Source organism: Frischella perrara (assembly GCF_000807275.1).
Lineage (GTDB): Bacteria > Pseudomonadota > Gammaproteobacteria > Enterobacterales > Orbaceae > Frischella > Frischella perrara.
This window is the reverse complement of sequence record NZ_CP009056.1, coordinates 1,431,264-1,449,287: the sequence shown is the minus strand read 5'-3', so window position 1 is coordinate 1,449,287 and position 18,024 is coordinate 1,431,264. Positions and strand designations below refer to the sequence as shown.

The window sequence follows — 18,024 nt, the reverse complement described above, 5'->3', positions numbered from 1 at the left end:
TATTACTTCTGGGGTTTATTATTACTAGTTTTAGGGACTTTGTTTAAACCGTGGCGTTTATTGATAGATTTGAAATACCAATAAATTGCGATATAAGCAAGCGCTGTAGATAAAAAGTCAGAAATTGGTGGAGCCGCCCAAACACCATTGACCCCTAAAAATAGCGGTAAGATGTATAACATAGGTAGCAAAATAAGTACTTGTCGTGACAGACTTAAAATAATGGAAATAGTTGCCATTCCGATACATTGAAAGAAACTAGTAGTTACCATTTGGAAGCCGACGAAAACATAGGCGGCTGTGACAAAATTTAATGCAACAGAAGATAAATCAATCATATCTTGGTCAGAACTAAACGCACTTACCAATATGTGAGGGAAAAACATGCCAAGTAAAAAACCGATACTGGTAATAGCTGTGGCAACTTTTACCGCATAGAAAAAAGTCTCTTTAACACGTTTTAAATTCTTACAACCATAGTTATAGCCAACAATAGGTTGCATCCCCTGATTAACCCCTATTACGATCATAATAATAAGTGTAATTAATCGGTTAGCATTAGCATAAGCAGCGATTGCATCATCACTATTAATATGGCTTATTGGCGCATAATTGTTAAGCTGCCAATTGATAAAAACAACGATGACCGATGCGGCTAACTGCATAGCAAAAGGGGACATACCAATCGATAAAATGCCTTTAATGGAATCTAAATCTAGTCGAATGTTATGCCAATAAAGTCGGATCGTACTTTTCTTATTAGTAAAATGGTGCATGACAAATAAAAAGCTAATTATCATTGATATAGTGGTCGCAATTGCCGCACCTTGCATACCCATATCAAAAATAATAATAAATATCGGTGCCAAAATAATATTGGCAATGACGCTTATAAACATCGTTATCATTGCTTTAAAAGGAAAACCACATGCCCGCATCATATTGTTAAAATTAAAAGCGAGAGTAAGAAACAAACTACCAGGAAGGAAAATCTCTAAAAAATCTTTAGCATAAGAGTGCGTGACATTACTCGCTCCAACAAAATAAAGGAGTGGGTCAATAAAATATAACATCGTTAATAAAGCACTTCCGCTTAATAATAAAGATAGCATAAATGATGTGCCGACCAATTTTTCAGCTTTATCATAAGCTTTTTGACCTAATAAAATTGATATGCGACTTGCCGAACCTACACCGACTAAAACACCAATCGCAGTAGCAAAGTTCATGATTGGTAAAATTAATCCAGTAGCACTTAATGCTTCTCGCCCAATAAAATGACCAATTAAGGTGGCATCAATGATATTATATAAGGTATTTACACTGGTACCAATAATAGCAGGGAGGGCGTATTGCCAAAATAGGGTACTGATTTTTTTATCAGTAAAATCGCGGTATTGGTTAGTCATAGTCTGTCTTTTTACAATTAAATAAGTCGGTTGATTATTACGAATCTATTAAATATACGTCAAATAATAGAAAATCAATATTGATAGCGGCTATTAATGGCTAAAAATATTCAAATATGTTTGTTTTCATTAGAAATATTCTAACAGACAAATACTACGATAATATCTATTTTTTTATAAATTCTGTTACAATAGCCCACAATTTTACCCAATAAGAAAGGTCAGTTAATGAGTTTACAGATTGAACAAATTGTTCTGCATCAATTAATTCGTAAAAGCGAAACGGAAATTGATGTTGAATTGCGCGATTCACTCCTTGAAAACCATCAAGTAGTAAGTGATTTAATCGCTGATATCAATAGGGTTTACAATAATAAGACTAAAGCATATGGTCTGTTTCATGAAAATAGTTTGTTTGAAACTTCTGTTAAAGAGTTGAAATGCGGTAACCAAGATTTTCTCAATTTTAGCCAACATTCTGTTAAGCAATTACGCAATGAATTAGCTAAATATCCTTTTGTAGAAGGTGGAACGGTCATTTTTTGCCAATATCGCTATTTGGCGGTTGAATATTTAATGATTGCGGTATTAAGTAGTTGTCATAGCATGTTAGTTAACGAACAATTAGAAATTAACCAGACTCAATATCTTGATGTTGATCATGCAGATATTATCGCACGTATAGATATTACCGAGTGGCAAACAGACCCAAATTCTAAACGTTATTTAACTTTCTTAAAAGGAAGAGTAGGGCGCAAAGTTGCAGATTTCTTTATGGATTATCTTGGGGCGAGTGAAGGACTTAATACCAAACAGCAAAATAAAGCGCTTGTAAAAGCTGTTGATGATTATTGTCAAGTAATTGAGCTGGATAAGCAAGAAAAGAAAGCGGTTCGCGAACAAGTTTATGGTTATTGTAAAGGGCAGTTGGAAGCCGGTGAAGAGATCAAACTGACCAATCTTGCTAAAGAATTACCGTCTGGGCATGAGCAAGATTTTAATTCTTTTATTACTGAAAATGACTATGATTTAGATGAGGAGTTCCCCGTAGATCGTTCGACGCTTCGTCAGCTTAAAAAGTTCTCTGGTAGCGGTGGTGGTTTAACTATCAATTTTGATGCCGATTTATTGGGTGACCGTATTAAATGGGACCCTCAAGCTGATTCATTAGTTATTACTGGTTTACCACCTAACTTACGTGATCAACTTCAACGAAATCAAAACTAAATATATAAGCCATTGATTCAATAGCATATCCCATGCTAATAACGTAACATTAGCATGGGATTTTGTTTAATTTGGAACGTGTTGTTAACCAAATAAAATTAACCAATCAATTTAATAGCTTCATAACTAGTGAACTTTTCGTTACTTTATATTAATTAAAGACATTTTTTAAATCATTCTCATTGAAAATATCATCGATATTACCAGCACCCTTTTAAGGAGTTTTAGCATGAAATATATTGGCGCTCATGTCAGTGCATCAGGTGGTGTATATAATGCCCCTTTGAATGCTCATCAAATCAATGCAACGGCATTTGCATTGTTCACCAAGAATCAACGTCAATGGCATGCTAAACCATTAGAGAGCAAGACCATTGATCAATTTCGGTTAAATTGCGAGAAATACCATTTTCATAGTAAACAGATATTGCCACATGATAGTTATCTGATCAATTTAGGTCATCCAGATAAAGAACAGTTAGAAAAATCACGCTCAGCATTTTTAGATGAATTCCAGCGTTGTGAACAGTTAGGTTTGACTTTATTAAATTTCCATCCAGGTAGTGACCTTCGTCAAATTTCAGTTGATGACTGCTTAGCAAGGATTGCTCAATCGATCAATATTACCTTAGAAAAAACTCAAAACGTTGTAGCGGTAATTGAAAATACAGCAGGTCAAGGTTCTAATTTAGGTTATAAATTTGAACATTTAGCTCAAATCATCGATCAAGTTGAAGATAAGTCGCGTGTTGGTGTCTGTATAGATACTTGCCATGCTTTTGCTGCTGGTTATGATTTAAGAACTAAAAAAGCTTGTGATGAGACATTCGCTGAATTTGATAAAATCGTGGGTTTCAAATATCTACGCGCAATGCATTTGAATGATGCGAAAAGTGAACTGGCAAGCCATGTTGATCGTCATGATAGTTTAGGTAAAGGTAATATTGGTAAAACAGCCTTTGAATACATTATGCAAGATCCCCGAATTGATGAAATCCCACTTATCTTAGAAACAATTAACCCAGATATTTGGGCAGATGAAATAGCTTGGTTAAAATCCCTTCATAAATAAGTGAATATTACTTTTTCTTATTTCACCTAGTCCCTATTACCCGTTTTGGTATTGATTATTAATTGAGGTGGTTTAGTTATGTTACTTAATAAACTACCTTTTACATGATTAATCCTGACTACCAGAATTATCATGTCATTATTGAATATATCGTTAAGAATTTACTATTTTATTGCGACTATATAACTAAAGAGCATAACAATATACTCTTTTTATATTTAATAGTTATCATTTTTATTGTTAGTTTATGACTTATATTAACTAATTAATATCTTTTAATGATTTAAATAAGGAATGAATGATAATGAATAATATATTAAGCCGTATTTTGCTTGCTTTTGCTTTGATTTTCGGTTTAGTAGGGTGTGATAAATCTGCCAATCAGACTATTAATCAAGATAAAACAACGATTCGTGTTGGTACATCACCGGGTCCATATAGTGAATTATTTTTAGATGCAATAAAACCTATCTTAGAACAACAAGGTTACCAAATAGTTACCACAGATTTTGTTAATTTACGCCAAGCTGATGTCGCTTTAGATTATGGTGATATTGATTTAAATGTGGATCAACATACGGCTTATTATGAAGATTTTAATCATAGTAGTGGTAGTGATTTAGTCGGCATTACTAAGATTCCTACCGTACCAGCAGGATTATATGCAGGTAAAAAAAATAATCTCAATCAGGTAGCTAAAGGTGATACAGTTGCAATTCCAATCGATCCTTCAAATACCGCAAGGGCCTATGTTCTGCTCCAAAAAGCTGGTTGGATCACGTTAAAACAAGGAATTGATTTAACTAAAGCTAGTTCTCGCGACATCATTGAAAATAAATATGGGATTAAAATTGTTGAAATGGATAGTGCTACAATTCCTCGAGCGCTACCAGATCTTGAATATGCAGTTATCACTGGAAGTATTGTGCATGCAGCAAAAATTGATTCGCAAAGAGCTTTATTACGTGAAGATCTCCTTGAACCCTTAATTTTGGTTGCTACCGTTAAGCAAAGTAATAAAGAAACGAATTGGGCAAAAGCAGTTGTTGCCGCTTATCATTCAGATGCGTTTAAACAATATTTAGCTCAACACAATCCACATAATTTTTGGTTTGTTCCTCAAGAATTACAATAACGTTTATTAAGAGCGATTAAAAAGAGTTTGTTAGTTTTTAACTATTTAAGTTTTAATGATGCAAGCTAATTCGTAATTTATGTGAGTAAATATAAGAATCCTAGGAATAAACGTTATGATAAAACTTGAAAATATTGAAGTTTATTTTCATGATAAACATGGTCAAACCGTTCAAGCGGTCGATAAGGTTAATTTACATATAAGAAAAGGTGAGATTTTTGGCATAGTTGGCTACAGTGGCGCAGGTAAATCAACGCTGGTACGTGTAATTAATTTACTTCAAAAACCACAAGCCGGTAGTGTAATTATCAATAACCAAGATCTTATGGATCTTAACGATAAACAATTACGTGCTGCCCGAAAGAAAATCGGCATGATTTTTCAGCATTTTAATTTAATGAATAGCCGAACCGTATATGGCAACGTATTATATCCTTTACGGGATGCTAAACTATCCAAAACGGAGAAAGAACAAAAAATAGAACAGCTATTATCTTTAGTGGGTTTGTCTGATAAACGTGATGTCTATCCCTCTCAACTCTCTGGCGGGCAGAAGCAACGAGTTGCCATTGCCAGAGCGCTAGCTAATGATCCAGAGATTTTATTGTGTGATGAAGCAACAAGTGCACTGGATCCCAAAAATACCCAAGCGATTTTAAAATTACTCAAAGAGGTTAACCAAAAACTCGGTATAACTATGGTGTTAATTACCCATGAAATGGATGTCATCAAAGAGATTTGCCATAAAGTTGCCGTAATGGAAAAAGGACGAGTTATTGAAGCAGGTAATTTAGTGGATATATTCTGTCATCCCAAACATTCTCTAACACAAGATTTTATATATACGGCGTCTAATGTTGAGCTGGCTTATCAGAATATTTTTGATCACCCTCAATTAGCCAGTAAATTGCAAATTAATCATTTATTTGAGCTTCAATATAAAGGGCATAATTCATTTTCTCCATTTATCAGTGAAATTAACCAACGTTATCAAGCTAAGCTTACCATTTTGTACAGTAATGTAGAAATAATCCAAGCTCAACCTGTTGGTCGACTAATCGTATTATTGACATCTGATTCAACACCGATTGAAGTTATTGAGAGTTATTTACAGTCGCAAAATATTGCGTTAAGTCGTTTACATGCCTTGCAACATGAGAACTATTATTCAATCTAAAGATATTAAGCGAGTTTAAATTATGGATGACTTTTTTTACCACTATTTTCCTAATGTCATTGATATGAAAATGGAAATCCTACAATCTACTTTTGACACGTTGTATATGACATTTTTTTCTGGATTAGTTGGAGGATTTTTTGGCATTGTTTTAGCGTTGCTATTGGTAGCCACACAACCTAATGGAGTTTTAGCGCAACCTAAAATCTATGCGGCTTTAGACAAACTCATTAATTTATTTAGAGCAATTCCGTTTGTCATTTTACTATCATTATTAACACCATTCACTCGTCAAATAGTTGGTAAAACGATAGGATTAGATGCAGCTTTAGTTCCATTAATTATCGGTTTTGCGCCTTTTTTTGCCAGACAGATCCAAAATGCATTACTTGAAGTTGATGAGGGAATCATTGAAGCAGCGAAAGCTATGGGTTCCTCACCTTACGAGATTTTTGTCCATGTTTATTTAAAAGAGGGATTACCTGCTATTATTCGTGCTTCAGCTGTTAGCATTATCAGTTTAATAGGTTTAACTACTATGGCTGGAGCAGTAGGAGCAGGAGGATTAGGCACATTAGCTGTCAAAAAAGGCCATGAGGGATTCAAGGATGACATTTCAATTGTTTGTACATTGATTATTCTTGTTTTGGTATTCTTTACTCAATGGGTGTGTAATGTCTTAATTAAGAAAGTCAGTCATTAAGTTTTCAGAAATCATTCCATTGGTATTATCTATCATAGATATATTATATTAATAGTTATCAGTGATTTTTGTAATTAGTGTTAAACGGTATAATAAAGAAATATGATAGATAATCATTTAGTTATATGAATCTATACAAGACACTGCCTTAACAAACACGCTATTCATCTTTATTTAAATTATTGATGATATTGAAAAGGAATGTGACATGAAAAACTTAATCGCTGAAGCTAATCAAGCAGTTGAGCAGTTTGCTGGGCAGGTTAAAGCCCGTTACTATCCCGCTTATCACATTGCAGCAAAATCCGGATGGATCAATGATCCCAATGGTTTGATTTATTTTAATAATCAATATCATGTTTTTTTCCAGCATCATCCTTACAATGAGCAATGGGGTAAAATTCATTGGGGGCATGTTGTTAGTGATGATCTAGTTCATTGGCGTAATTTGCCTATCGCATTAGCTCCCTCTCAAGAATATGATAAAGATGGCTGTTTTTCGGGTTGTGCAATTGATGACAATGGTATACTAACGCTTATTTATACTGGTCATGTTGTTTTAAAAGAAGCCGGTGATAAAAGTGTATTCAAACAAGTACAATGTTTAGCGACCAGTAAGGACGGGATTCATTTTGAAAAGCAAGGTGTGATTGTTACTCCCCCTGAAGGTATTATGCATTTTCGTGATCCAAAAGTTTGGCGTCAAGATGATCAATGGTATATGGTGGTAGGCGTCAATGATCATGATAATACTGGTCAGGTTTGGTTATATCATTCTCAAGATCTTTATCATTGGCAGTTTGTGCAGGTCTTGGCAAAAATGGCTGACCCGAATGTATACATGTTAGAATGCCCAGACTTTTTTCCATTAGGTGATAAATATGTATTAACCTGCTCGCCACAGGGTATGAAAGCTAACGGTTATCATTATCGAAATCGATATCAATCAGGTTATATAGTCGGTGATTGGCAACCCGGCTCACCCTTTACTATTACACAGGATTTTACCGAATTAGATTTTGGGCATGATTATTATGCACCGCAAACGCTAATTAGCCATGACCAGCGACGTATTGTTATTGCTTGGATGGATATGTGGGATTCTGTCATGCCAAGCCAAGCAGATAAATGGGCAGGAGTATTAACGCTACCTAGAACATTAATGCTATCTTCCAATAATAAGTTGCTAATCAATCCCATCACAGAACTTAAATCATTAAGAGGTATTCAAAAAAAAATCACCTCAATTAATTTAAGCAATGTTATACAAGATTTACAGTTAGATAGTATGCAATGTGAATTAATTCTAAAAATTGATTTAACAAATAGTGATGCTGAACGTGCAGGTATAGCTTTATCTGCATCGCCAGATGGTAAGCAGTCCACATTATTATATGTTGATAATCAAGCACAACGGGTAATTTTAGATAGAACCTATTCAGGTGAAGGTATGGTAGGGTATCGAAGTGTTGCGCTACCTGCTGATAAGTTTTTAACATTACATATCTTTATTGATCATTCTTCGGTAGAAGTTTTTGTTAATGAAGGACAAGCTACGTTAACTAGCCGTATTTATCCAACATCTGAAAAACGGACTCTTTTCCTATTTGCAGAAAATGGTGCATTAAGAGTCGAACAATTGGATTACTGGCAAATCAAAAATATGCGAGGTTAAAAATAATAGTAAATTGAAATAATAAAAGACAAAATAGTAAATTAAGTTGAACTTATTCATTACCATAGTTTTAGTATGTTCAAATTAATAAGAATTAAACCCAAATAATAATTTAATAATCAGAAAATGTGGTAATTAATCTATTCTTGATTATTAATCAGTTGTTCGGCAAGCTGTGCGGTTTGCGGAACGATATCTAAAATTAATAGTAATTGTTGTAATACTAATGTGTCATTATGACTAAAATGCTCGGAATCATCTTCTATTAAATGATTGATTGCATTTTTCATTGTTTCGAACTGTCTATCAAGCGTCTTATTGCCATTTAATACATCAATAATTAATAAATTAACTTCGTCGAATAAGTTAAGTATTGTTAATGATATCGGTTTATCACGGTGAGCAGCAAGTGTGGATATATAACTAATCAAAGTATAGTTAATGGTAATAAAACGAAAGGCAAGTTCAATAATATGTTGATTAACATGGGGCTCTTTGGTCATGATACTGACTAAAGAGGATAAATCGGCGTTATTTTCATGTACCCGTCGGCGTACTTCTCGGTAATGTGCATCGTTACTCTTACCTGATAAATACTGCATACCAATTAAGGATAAATAGTGACAATCATCCTCACAGGCTCGTTTTATTAGTTTACTTAAATTACGGAATTTCCAATCTGGCCAGATATAGGTAACAGCTAACCAAGCGATGGCACAACCAATAATTGTAGCTATCATACGAGCTCCAGCTACTGACAAACTACTTTCGCCGACTAAACCAAAACTAAAAAATACTAAAAGTGTGATAAATGCTGTAGCATAGGCATATTGTGAATTTTTAAATAAAAAGAATAACCACCCACTTAATACGATTAATACCAATTGAGCTTCAACATTTGGTAATAAATAGGTTAATGGAATACCAAGCATGATTCCACCAATAGTACCTAATATTCTTAACGTTAACCGATATTTAGTTGTTGAGTAATTGGGTTGGCATACGAATAAACTTGTTAAAATAATCCAATAGCCATGCTGGATTTCAGTCATTTGTATAATGAAGTATCCTACAAGAAAGACCAAACTCATTCGTACAGCATGACGAAATAATGGTGATTTAATGGTGAAGTTCTGTCGAATTCGCTGCCAAGCATCTGTCAATCCATACAACTGATCATCAATGAGTTGTCGTTCAGTATATTGACTTGATAACTGTTGTTCATTGTTAATATTAGCTAAGAGTAAATTTATATTTTCAAGATTCTTCATTAATAATGTCAGCACATTATAAAGCCTAGTATTATTTTCAACATGGCTGATAGCTTCCTCCAAATGTTTGAAATATTTATCAAAAGAGGCATCATGATGATAAGTCTGATTATATTTAAAACAGACAGATAGTTTCTGACAAGCCTGTGCTTGTAAATGAATAATATGTGAAAAACGAAATAAAATATCGCTATGTTTTAATTGATTACTCAGTACCTGATAATTGACATGTGCAGCACTAATTCGTTCATGAATATCTTGGGCAACGAAATAGCTATTAAGCATCATGCGAATATGAGCCTGTCCGCGAAAACTCTTAAAACGATTAAATAATGAATGTTTGGTTTGATTCAATGCTGCTATTAATTGATCATTGCTATCCGTTAATTGGCGAGATTGAATTTTAAAACCATCATTTTCATCAGGATCGAAAAAAGTCGCTTTAGCATCAAGATAAGTTGCTAATTTAGCAAATGTGACAGATAGACTTTCCTGTGTGGTTCTAATCGGCTGAATGAGTGATTCAGTAAAAGAAACTAAATTATACCAAATTGCACCTAATAGTAATAACAAAGGTTGTGTATAGAAATCATCAAATAATTGATGTCCCAACATAGTATAAGCTGCAATTAGTAATGAACCAAAAGCAATGACGCCGTATCGCTGGCCTAATGATCCAAGAATGGTAAACAGAAAAGTTGAAGAAACCAGACCGATAATAAAAAGGATTGGATACGGGAATAGTAATTGGACGGAGAAAATCGCTAATGCAAAACAGAATAAAGTTAATACTAAATTAATAACTCGATATAATAAGCGCGTATCGATTTCCGTTAAAGCTGCAGCTACAACACCCAAGGTCAATGGAATTACTGCTTTAATATTACCCAAATACCACGGAATAAATGTACTACCCGCTAAGCTAATGACTATACGTATGCTATAAAGCATATTGCTATGATAGAATACTTTTTTAAATGATGTTTGTAGTGAAGACAAAATTGACTTAATGCTCATGATCCATTTTACTATTCTAACTTAAAAAATCTAAAATAAGTATGCCATTAACATTTGATGTAAAATAATTTTACACTAAACTAAAATCGAACTTATTTAATATTTAACAACTGAAATAATAGTTAATTTCAATCAATATAAAATGTTCTTTTCAGTTAATATTAACCATTTCTAAATAACTTGAGATAAATATGACAACTATTGAAAAAATACAGAAGCAAATAAGCGAAAATCCTATTATTTTATATATGAAAGGTTCACCTAAATTACCAAGTTGTGGTTTTTCAGCACAAGCAGTGCAAGTATTATCCCAATGCGGTGTACCGTTTGCTTATGTTGATATTTTACAAAATCCTGACATCCGTGCAGAATTACCTAATTATGCTAACTGGCCAACCTTCCCACAACTTTGGGTTGAAGGTGAATTAATTGGTGGTTGCGACATTATGATTGAAATGTTCCAATCTGGTGAATTACAAACGCTTATTAAAGAAACGGCAAATAAATACCAAACCGCATAATTAACTGTTTTATTATTCGTGCTATGTTCACATAGCACTTTAGTTCTTTATTAATTTTCTTAAATAATGTAGGCATGGACTATTTATCATAGTCAGAAAAATAGCTTTTTAAGCTTTTTAGTTAAAAGCAATCCAAACACCATTAAACCAATACAAAATCATCAAAAATCTAGCTTATAATTTATCTATGTCAATGATTATTGAATGATTTAATGTCAAATTAACAAGTTAATCTAAGATAAATAAACCAATCTATCAAACGGACTAAGAATAAACAATCGTAAATAAACAAATTAAGCGACTTGAGTTAATCGCTTAATGGCCAACCACCTAGTTTTTTGAAACGATTAATCATATCACAAAATAAAGCAGCCGTTTTTTCTGTATCATATAATGCTGAGTGAGCCTCTCGCTGATCAAAAGTTATTTTGGCTGCTTCGCAAGCTTTAGCTAAAACCGTTTGCCCATATACCATACCTGCTAAAGTAGCGGTATCAAACATGGCAAAAGGGTGAAATGGATTACGTTTCATCTTACAACGTTCAGCCGCTGCCATTAAAAAACCCTGATCAAAATTAGCATTATGTGCAACAATCACGGCTCGTGTACAGTCATTACTTTTTACCCCATTTCGTACAACTTTAAAAATCTCATCGATTGCTATTTTTTCTGGTACGGCACCACGTAAAGGGTTATTGGGATCAATGCCATTAAAGGCTAAAGATGATGGCTCCAAAATTGCTCCGGCAAAGGGTTCAACATGAAAGTGACATTTCTGATCGATCTCAAGCCAACCATCTTGATTCATTTTTAAGGTAATTGCTGCAATTTCAAGAATGGCATTGAGTTTATTGTCGAAACCAGAGGTTTCAATATCAATCACAACAGGATAAAATCCTCGAAATCGGTTACATAGTTTATTATAAGTAATATTCGACACTGTATTTACTGTTTTAAATAGAAAGGTAAGACTAACACAATGGGCTATTATGCCAGTTTTATTGATTAACGGGTAGATAAATTATACCATTTTTAGCTAAGTCCTTGTATTTTGTTATAGAAAAAAATTATTTTTTACTGTATATTTAGTCAGTATTAATTAAATAAGTAATTATATAATTGTGACTTAATCATAAAGAAAGCATTTTAAATCGATGAAAAAGATAATTCATATAGATATGGATTGCTTTTATGCTGCAGTAGAAATGCGTGATAATCCGCGTTATCGAAATCTACCAATTGCAGTAGGGGGTGATCCAAAAAAACGTGGGGTGGTTGCTACTGCGAATTATCTTGCTCGTCAATTTGGTATTCATAGTGCAATGTCAATGGTTCAAGCAATCAAACTATGCCCACATTTAAAGGTTATCCCTGGACGGTTTCCGGTTTATAAAGAAGTATCTATTCAAATTCACCAAATATTTAAACGTTATACAGATATTATTGAGGCGGTATCTTTAGATGAAGCATATTTGGATGTAACTAACAGCTCATTATTTCACGGTTCAGCTACATTAATCGCTCAAGATATCAGACAAAAGATTGCTAATGAGTTGCATTTAACCGCTTCAGCCGGTATTGCACCGTTGAAATTTCTTGCCAAAATAGCGTCTGATATGAATAAGCCAAATGGACAATACGTGATTCTACCGAAAGATGTTAAAACGTTCATCGCTGATTTACCGTTAAAAAAAATACCAGGAGTAGGTAAGGTAATAGAAAAACGTTTAGCTGAGCTTGGATTAATTTATTGTCGTGATGTTGTAAATTATGATTTAAATAAACTTCTGTCCCAATTTGGGAAATTTGGTAGTGTGCTTTATGAACGATGTAATGGTATTGACGATCGAGAAGTTAATAATGATCGACAACGAAAATCGGTTGGTGTCGAACGGACGATTGCTAAGGATCTCTATTTGTGGGATGACTGCTTACCGATTTTTGATTCACTTTACGATGAACTTGAAAAACGATTAGAGAGAGTGAGACCTGATGGTTCCATTGCCAGACAAGGCGTAAAATTTAAATTTCACGATTTTCAACTAACTACACAAGAACATATTTTCCCTAAGTTAGATAAGCAAGATTTAATTAATCAAGCATATCAAATTTGGCATGAACGACGTAAAGAACGTGGCGTTCGACTCATTGGATTTCATGTAACGCTCATTGATCCACAAGTTGATAAACAACTTGTTTTACCGTGGTAGTATACTCTTTTATATATGATTTCTGTTTGTCCTTTAGATATTTCCTGTCATCAAAACGTTTCCAATCTTTAAAATCAGTTAGTTAAAACTAAAGTAGCATCTGAAAAATATAAGCTTTAATAACCTTTTGTTATAAAAAGAAAATTGGACATACTCTATAAACTAAAAAAGGTAAAATCGTTATTTTACCTTTTTCAAATTTTCACTTCATATCATTTTGAATATGATAAAATTATTTCAATATTGCCAATTGTGTCACTAATATATTGTTTAATATTTAAAGTATGCTCAAAACAAAAATAGAGTTAAATTATAGCGTTCTATTCATTCAAATTGCATACATTAACGCTATAAAAAGGATAATAATTATTAATTTATTATCTTTCTAACGATTTCAAAAGATCCTTCCATTGTTAATATGAGTTCTAAATCTTCAGGGGTTTGTATATCAATTTTATTATCGATACTTGCTTCTTGTGCAACTAAAGATTGAGCATATAACCTCGGATTTTTTTGGATTGGAAAATCATCAGTAGCTGTGTAATTCAAATAGTTAGCAACACCAAGTTGGTAGTGATTGCCAAGTAAACGATTAGCTTTCTCTTCAAGCTTCTTATACAACATTTTTTCATGTTGCTGAAGCGTATTTTCCAATTCTTCATCGGATACGCTATAACTTAAATCATTATTAACACTTATATTTAACGCTTGAGCTTTAGCCATTATCTTGCCAATTAAATCAAAATTTTTCACTTTTAAAGCAAGAGTATTGAGTACGTAGTATTTTTTGACTAATTCAGCGTTTGTGTCTTGAGCATTTTCTTGGTTATCATATGCACTAACAGTAATAGTGTTATCCCCTAATTTTTTCAGTTCATCAACAATATTTTGATATTTTTGTTGAACTAGTTGTTTAGCTTTCTCACGCGAACTTGCCACTTCTTGAAGATTAAAAACATAATGTGAGATATTGCCAGATTGTTTCAGATTAAAATCATAATTATTTTGTTTAATATTATGGATACCATTTTTATCAAGTATTTCAGTAACGTTAAAAAATAGATTTTGATCGATATATAGTTGAACTACGTAGCTAGATTGATATTGTACAGTTTTTGTTTTTATTGGTTGCTCTATTTGTCTTTCGAGGTTACGGTAGCTTACCGTGGTTAAATCAGCTTTCTTTAATCCCGAATCTAATAAAAATTGATTGAATTCTTTCATTGTTACAGCATTTTTATCAGATGCTTCTTTATAACTATTTCCTTCTGTTTTATAAGTAACGGTAAATTCAGCAACATCTGGTTTGACTTTAAATTTATCATTAACCGTTAAATTGATATTACCAACAGAAATAAATCCTTTACCGTATTTATATTCTTGCAATAAAAGCTGATTTTCATCTGATTGTTTTTGTGCATTTGCTAGGGGTAATATCGCTAAATTAAGTAGCACTATCAATAATAATTTATGTTTCATCATTATCCTCATTAAATAATTTACGCTATAACAATACTATACCAAGATTAATTCTATAATTAGATTTCCTAACTCAAGTAATCTTATGTTTTTTTTTAATTATTTAATTAGATTATTCAGTTAAATAGATCACAATAAATTTATTTTTTTAAGCGCTTCAACTTTGAACGAACATGGATATATTGTTCATAGAATAGTGATGATTTGCTCAAAAGTCACGCAATTGTGAGATATATTTATGAGATATTTAAAAAAATGTATAGAGAAAGTGACAGCAATCACAGAATTTATAAATTGGTTTTGAAAGCGTTTTTTTATTCGTTATATTAATAACGCATAGTTGATAAAGAATGGATTGTTACCGACGAAGTATCGGGCAAAACCTAAAAGACAGATTAACCATCTGTTTTTTAGGTTTTTTTTTCATTCAAAAATAGCGAAATTTATTTATTGTCCATTAACAAAGAGTAGGGAAAAAATGAAAAAATCGTCTTTAAACCGTCAATTGATAACTAAGCCTAAGCTAAATGTGAAATGCAAACGTATAGCATTAATAACATTATTAGGCTTATTTTATTTACCTAATAGTTGGGGTGCCACTCAAGAAGAAATGGAGGCTAGAATTTCACTGTTAGAACAGAAATTGCTTGAACTTACACAAGAATCTGTTGATTTGAAGAAACAAGTAATTGAATCTAATAAACAACTCGCTTTATTAAATAAAAATCTACAACAACAAACTCAACAACAAAATGTTAAAACTAATCCATCGCCAGCTAAAACCAAACCAAAAGTACAGCAAGCCACTAAAGAAACATCGAAACAACAAGTTGCCACTGTTCAAAATACACAGAAAAACCCAAATATTAATACAACTACTATTAACAGTAATCAAATAGTGCTGGTTAATGACTCATTAGAGGGTGAAGTTAAAGATACTGCAGGGGTGAAAAATACTTATACCCTTACAGAATTTAAAGATTATATTAAAGATGAAATAGGCTTCTCATTTAATGGTTATTTCCGTGGCGGTTGGTCTACATCAAGTAATGGTAAACCTAAAAATTATGCTGAAGGAGCACTAGGGCGTTTTGGTAATGAATATGGTGGTTGGTATGACTTAATATTTAAACAAAAAGTTTATGATAAAGATGGACACCGTGTTGATGCGATTATTATGGTAGATGGTAATGTTGCAACAGATAAAGCAGCAGGATTATTTAACACGCAAGATGATAATATCATGCAATTCTCAGATATATATTTATCAACTATTGGCTTCGTACCAGGTTTTCCAGAGGCTAAATTCTGGGTAGGTAAACACTCCTTATTTTATAATGAAATACAAATGCTTGATTGGAAAACTCAAAAAGCACCTGCTGGCGGCGGGATTGGTATAGAGAATCTTGAAATGGGTGTTGGTAAAGTTGATTTAGCCGTTGTAAGAGCTGATGTCAACGTCCCACTTAAAAAACAAAATAACGTGCCGGTAGAAAAACGGAAAAAAACAGATGTGGATTTGAATGAATTTGAGGCTAGATATTATGATATTCCATTATGGAAAGATGCGACATTAGGTGCAAATATTAGATTTTCAGCACCAAATAAATCAAAATTGCAGAATGATATCACGGTTAAAAATGCATGGTTAGGCAGTTTAGTTTTAACGCAAAATGAATTCTTTGGTGGATTCAATCAATTCACTTTACAGGCAGCAACAAATTCGGTTGCAGCGCAGTTTGCCAATATTAACACTAATAACCCAGAATTTGCGGCTAATTCAGATAATGATTATTATGGAGATCATGATGGAAAGGCTTATCGCTTTGTTTCACAAGGGGAAGCCTACTTATCAGATAAAATTATTATGGCACACGCTTTAGCGTTAACTACAGGTCAAGATGTCTATTCTTATGACTTGAATATGCCACATACCGATTTTAACAGTATTAAATCTGCTTTCCGCCCAGCTTATATCTGGAATACTTACAATCAATCTGGATTTGAAGTTGGTTACTTTAGACAAAAGAATAAAGTCAATGGTAAAACTTATCGTGAGGAAGGTTATAAAGCAACACTTTATCATTCATTTAAAGTTGAAGAGAGTCTTTTAACTTCTAGACCGGATATCCGTTTCTATCTTTCTTACATAAAATCAAGAAAAAATGATATAAGTAAATTTGATTTTAATGGAAAAGATCATCAAATTAGTTTTGGTGTTCAAACAGAAGTTTGGTACTAAATTCTCAAAGTCATTCATAAAAAAGAACCATAAACGATATTAGTTTTATGGTTCTTTTTACAAACAATATTCAATGAAAATAATTTCAATTAATGTATAAAGTAAGTAATCAATTTAATAATAATTGATTACCATGAACATAATATATTTTTCAGTTTTTATTTAAATATCTTTATCTTGTCATCAATTAATTCCATATTGAGCGCGATAAGCTTTCACTTGATTTAATTCAGTGGTTTTACCATCTTGTTCTAGATAATTAATTAAATCAGTTAAGGTTATGATTGAAATTACATCACAATGGTAGGCTTGTTTGATTTCTTGAATAGCTGAAAGTTCACCACGCCCTTTTTCTTGTCGATCAAGACTAATTAACACGCCGGCTAATTGAGAATGATTGTCTTCGAGAATACGCATTGATTCGCGAATCGCTGTTCCGGCGGTAATTACGTCATCAACTAACATTACGCGTTTGTTTTTGATTGAACAACCAACTAAATTACCCCCTTCACCATGATCCTTTGCTTCTTTGCGATTAAAACTATAAGGTACTTCAATATTATGGTGCTCAGAGAGTGCGACTACGGTAGATGCCACAATTGGGATACCTTTATAAGCTGGACCGAAAATTACATCATATTCCAAATTAGCGTCAATTAGGGCTTCAGCATAAAAACGACCTAATAAAGCTAAGTCTTTACCCGTATTAAATAAGCCTGCGTTAAAAAAGTAAGGACTTTTGCGTCCGGATTTCAGAGTAAATTCGCCAAATCGTAATACTTGCCTTTCTAATGCGAATTGAATAAATTGGCGTTTATAAGATTTCATTTTAAATTCTCCAGACTTTTGTGACGATATCATTTTATTCTATGCAAAAATAAAGCGA

The 18,024-nt window shown here is 32.9% G+C and carries 14 protein-coding genes; 9 read left to right on the top strand and 5 right to left on the bottom strand.

The genetic code is table 11. The features are described 5' to 3' along the window. Window positions 1–2: 2 nt before the first annotated feature. Window positions 3–1,409, bottom strand: a complete 1,407-nt coding sequence (locus tag FPB0191_RS06305) for an MATE family efflux transporter (protein WP_039104791.1) — start codon at window positions 1,407–1,409, stop codon at window positions 3–5. Window positions 1,410–1,637: 228 nt separating this feature from the next. Between FPB0191_RS06305 and yejK the strand changes: the two genes are divergently transcribed. The 6 genes from yejK to FPB0191_RS06275 all read left to right on the top strand — a co-directional run bounded on the left by yejK (window position 1,638) and on the right by FPB0191_RS06275 (window position 8,398). After that, window positions 1,638–2,636: a nucleoid-associated protein YejK gene (gene yejK / locus FPB0191_RS06300; RefSeq protein WP_039104789.1), complete on the top strand. Its 999-nt coding sequence runs from the start codon at window positions 1,638–1,640 to the stop codon at window positions 2,634–2,636. 229 nt (window positions 2,637–2,865) lie between these two features. After that, a complete protein-coding gene (gene nfo / locus FPB0191_RS06295) occupies window positions 2,866–3,708 on the top strand; it encodes a deoxyribonuclease IV (protein WP_039104787.1) in 843 nt (280 codons plus the stop codon). Window positions 3,709–4,012: 304 nt separating this feature from the next. Beyond that, window positions 4,013–4,843, top strand: a complete 831-nt coding sequence (locus tag FPB0191_RS06290; RefSeq protein WP_039104786.1) for a MetQ/NlpA family ABC transporter substrate-binding protein — start codon at window positions 4,013–4,015, stop codon at window positions 4,841–4,843. A 115-nt stretch (window positions 4,844–4,958) separates the two neighbouring features. Continuing rightward, entirely contained in the window at window positions 4,959–6,020 is a 1,062-nt protein-coding gene (locus FPB0191_RS06285) for a methionine ABC transporter ATP-binding protein (RefSeq protein ID WP_039104784.1), read from the top strand. Window positions 6,021–6,042: 22 nt separating this feature from the next. After that, a complete protein-coding gene (locus FPB0191_RS06280; RefSeq protein ID WP_039104781.1) occupies window positions 6,043–6,723 on the top strand; it encodes a methionine ABC transporter permease in 681 nt (226 codons plus the stop codon). A 208-nt stretch (window positions 6,724–6,931) separates the two neighbouring features. After that, window positions 6,932–8,398, top strand: coding sequence for a glycoside hydrolase family 32 protein (locus FPB0191_RS06275; protein WP_039104780.1), 1,467 nt, complete (start codon window positions 6,932–6,934; stop codon window positions 8,396–8,398). A 140-nt stretch (window positions 8,399–8,538) separates the two neighbouring features. Here FPB0191_RS06275 and yccS read toward each other — a convergent pair whose 3' ends face one another. Further along, the gene (yccS, locus tag FPB0191_RS06270) at window positions 8,539–10,686 is read right to left on the bottom strand and encodes a YccS family putative transporter (RefSeq protein ID WP_052236828.1); all 2,148 of its coding nucleotides are present in this window, start codon (window positions 10,684–10,686) and stop codon (window positions 8,539–8,541) included. Window positions 10,687–10,877: 191 nt separating this feature from the next. On the opposite strand from yccS, the gene FPB0191_RS06265 reads away from it, so the two are divergent. Further along, window positions 10,878–11,207 (top strand): Grx4 family monothiol glutaredoxin, encoded by a 330-nt coding sequence (locus FPB0191_RS06265; RefSeq protein WP_039104777.1) that lies wholly within the window; start codon window positions 10,878–10,880, stop codon window positions 11,205–11,207. Between the two features lie 307 nt (window positions 11,208–11,514). Here the strand turns inward: FPB0191_RS06265 and rnt are convergent, their stop codons facing one another. Then, a complete protein-coding gene (gene rnt, locus FPB0191_RS06260) occupies window positions 11,515–12,147 on the bottom strand; it encodes a ribonuclease T (RefSeq protein WP_039104775.1) in 633 nt (210 codons plus the stop codon). A gap of 214 nt (window positions 12,148–12,361) precedes the next feature. On the opposite strand from rnt, the gene dinB reads away from it, so the two are divergent. Continuing rightward, window positions 12,362–13,417 (top strand): DNA polymerase IV, encoded by a 1,056-nt coding sequence (gene dinB / locus FPB0191_RS06255; protein WP_039104774.1) that lies wholly within the window; start codon window positions 12,362–12,364, stop codon window positions 13,415–13,417. Between the two features lie 369 nt (window positions 13,418–13,786). Here dinB and FPB0191_RS06250 read toward each other — a convergent pair whose 3' ends face one another. Next, on the bottom strand, window positions 13,787–14,896 hold the full coding sequence (locus tag FPB0191_RS06250; protein WP_039104772.1) for an SIMPL domain-containing protein: 1,110 nt from the start codon (window positions 14,894–14,896) through the stop codon (window positions 13,787–13,789). Between the two features lie 478 nt (window positions 14,897–15,374). On the opposite strand from FPB0191_RS06250, the gene FPB0191_RS06245 reads away from it, so the two are divergent. After that, a complete protein-coding gene (locus FPB0191_RS06245) occupies window positions 15,375–17,138 on the top strand; it encodes a carbohydrate porin (RefSeq protein WP_052236827.1) in 1,764 nt (587 codons plus the stop codon). Between the two features lie 183 nt (window positions 17,139–17,321). On the opposite strand, the gene pyrE is transcribed toward FPB0191_RS06245, so the two are convergent. Beyond that, entirely contained in the window at window positions 17,322–17,966 is a 645-nt protein-coding gene (gene pyrE, locus FPB0191_RS06240; protein WP_039104770.1) for an orotate phosphoribosyltransferase, read from the bottom strand. Window positions 17,967–18,024: the final 58 nt, after the last annotated feature.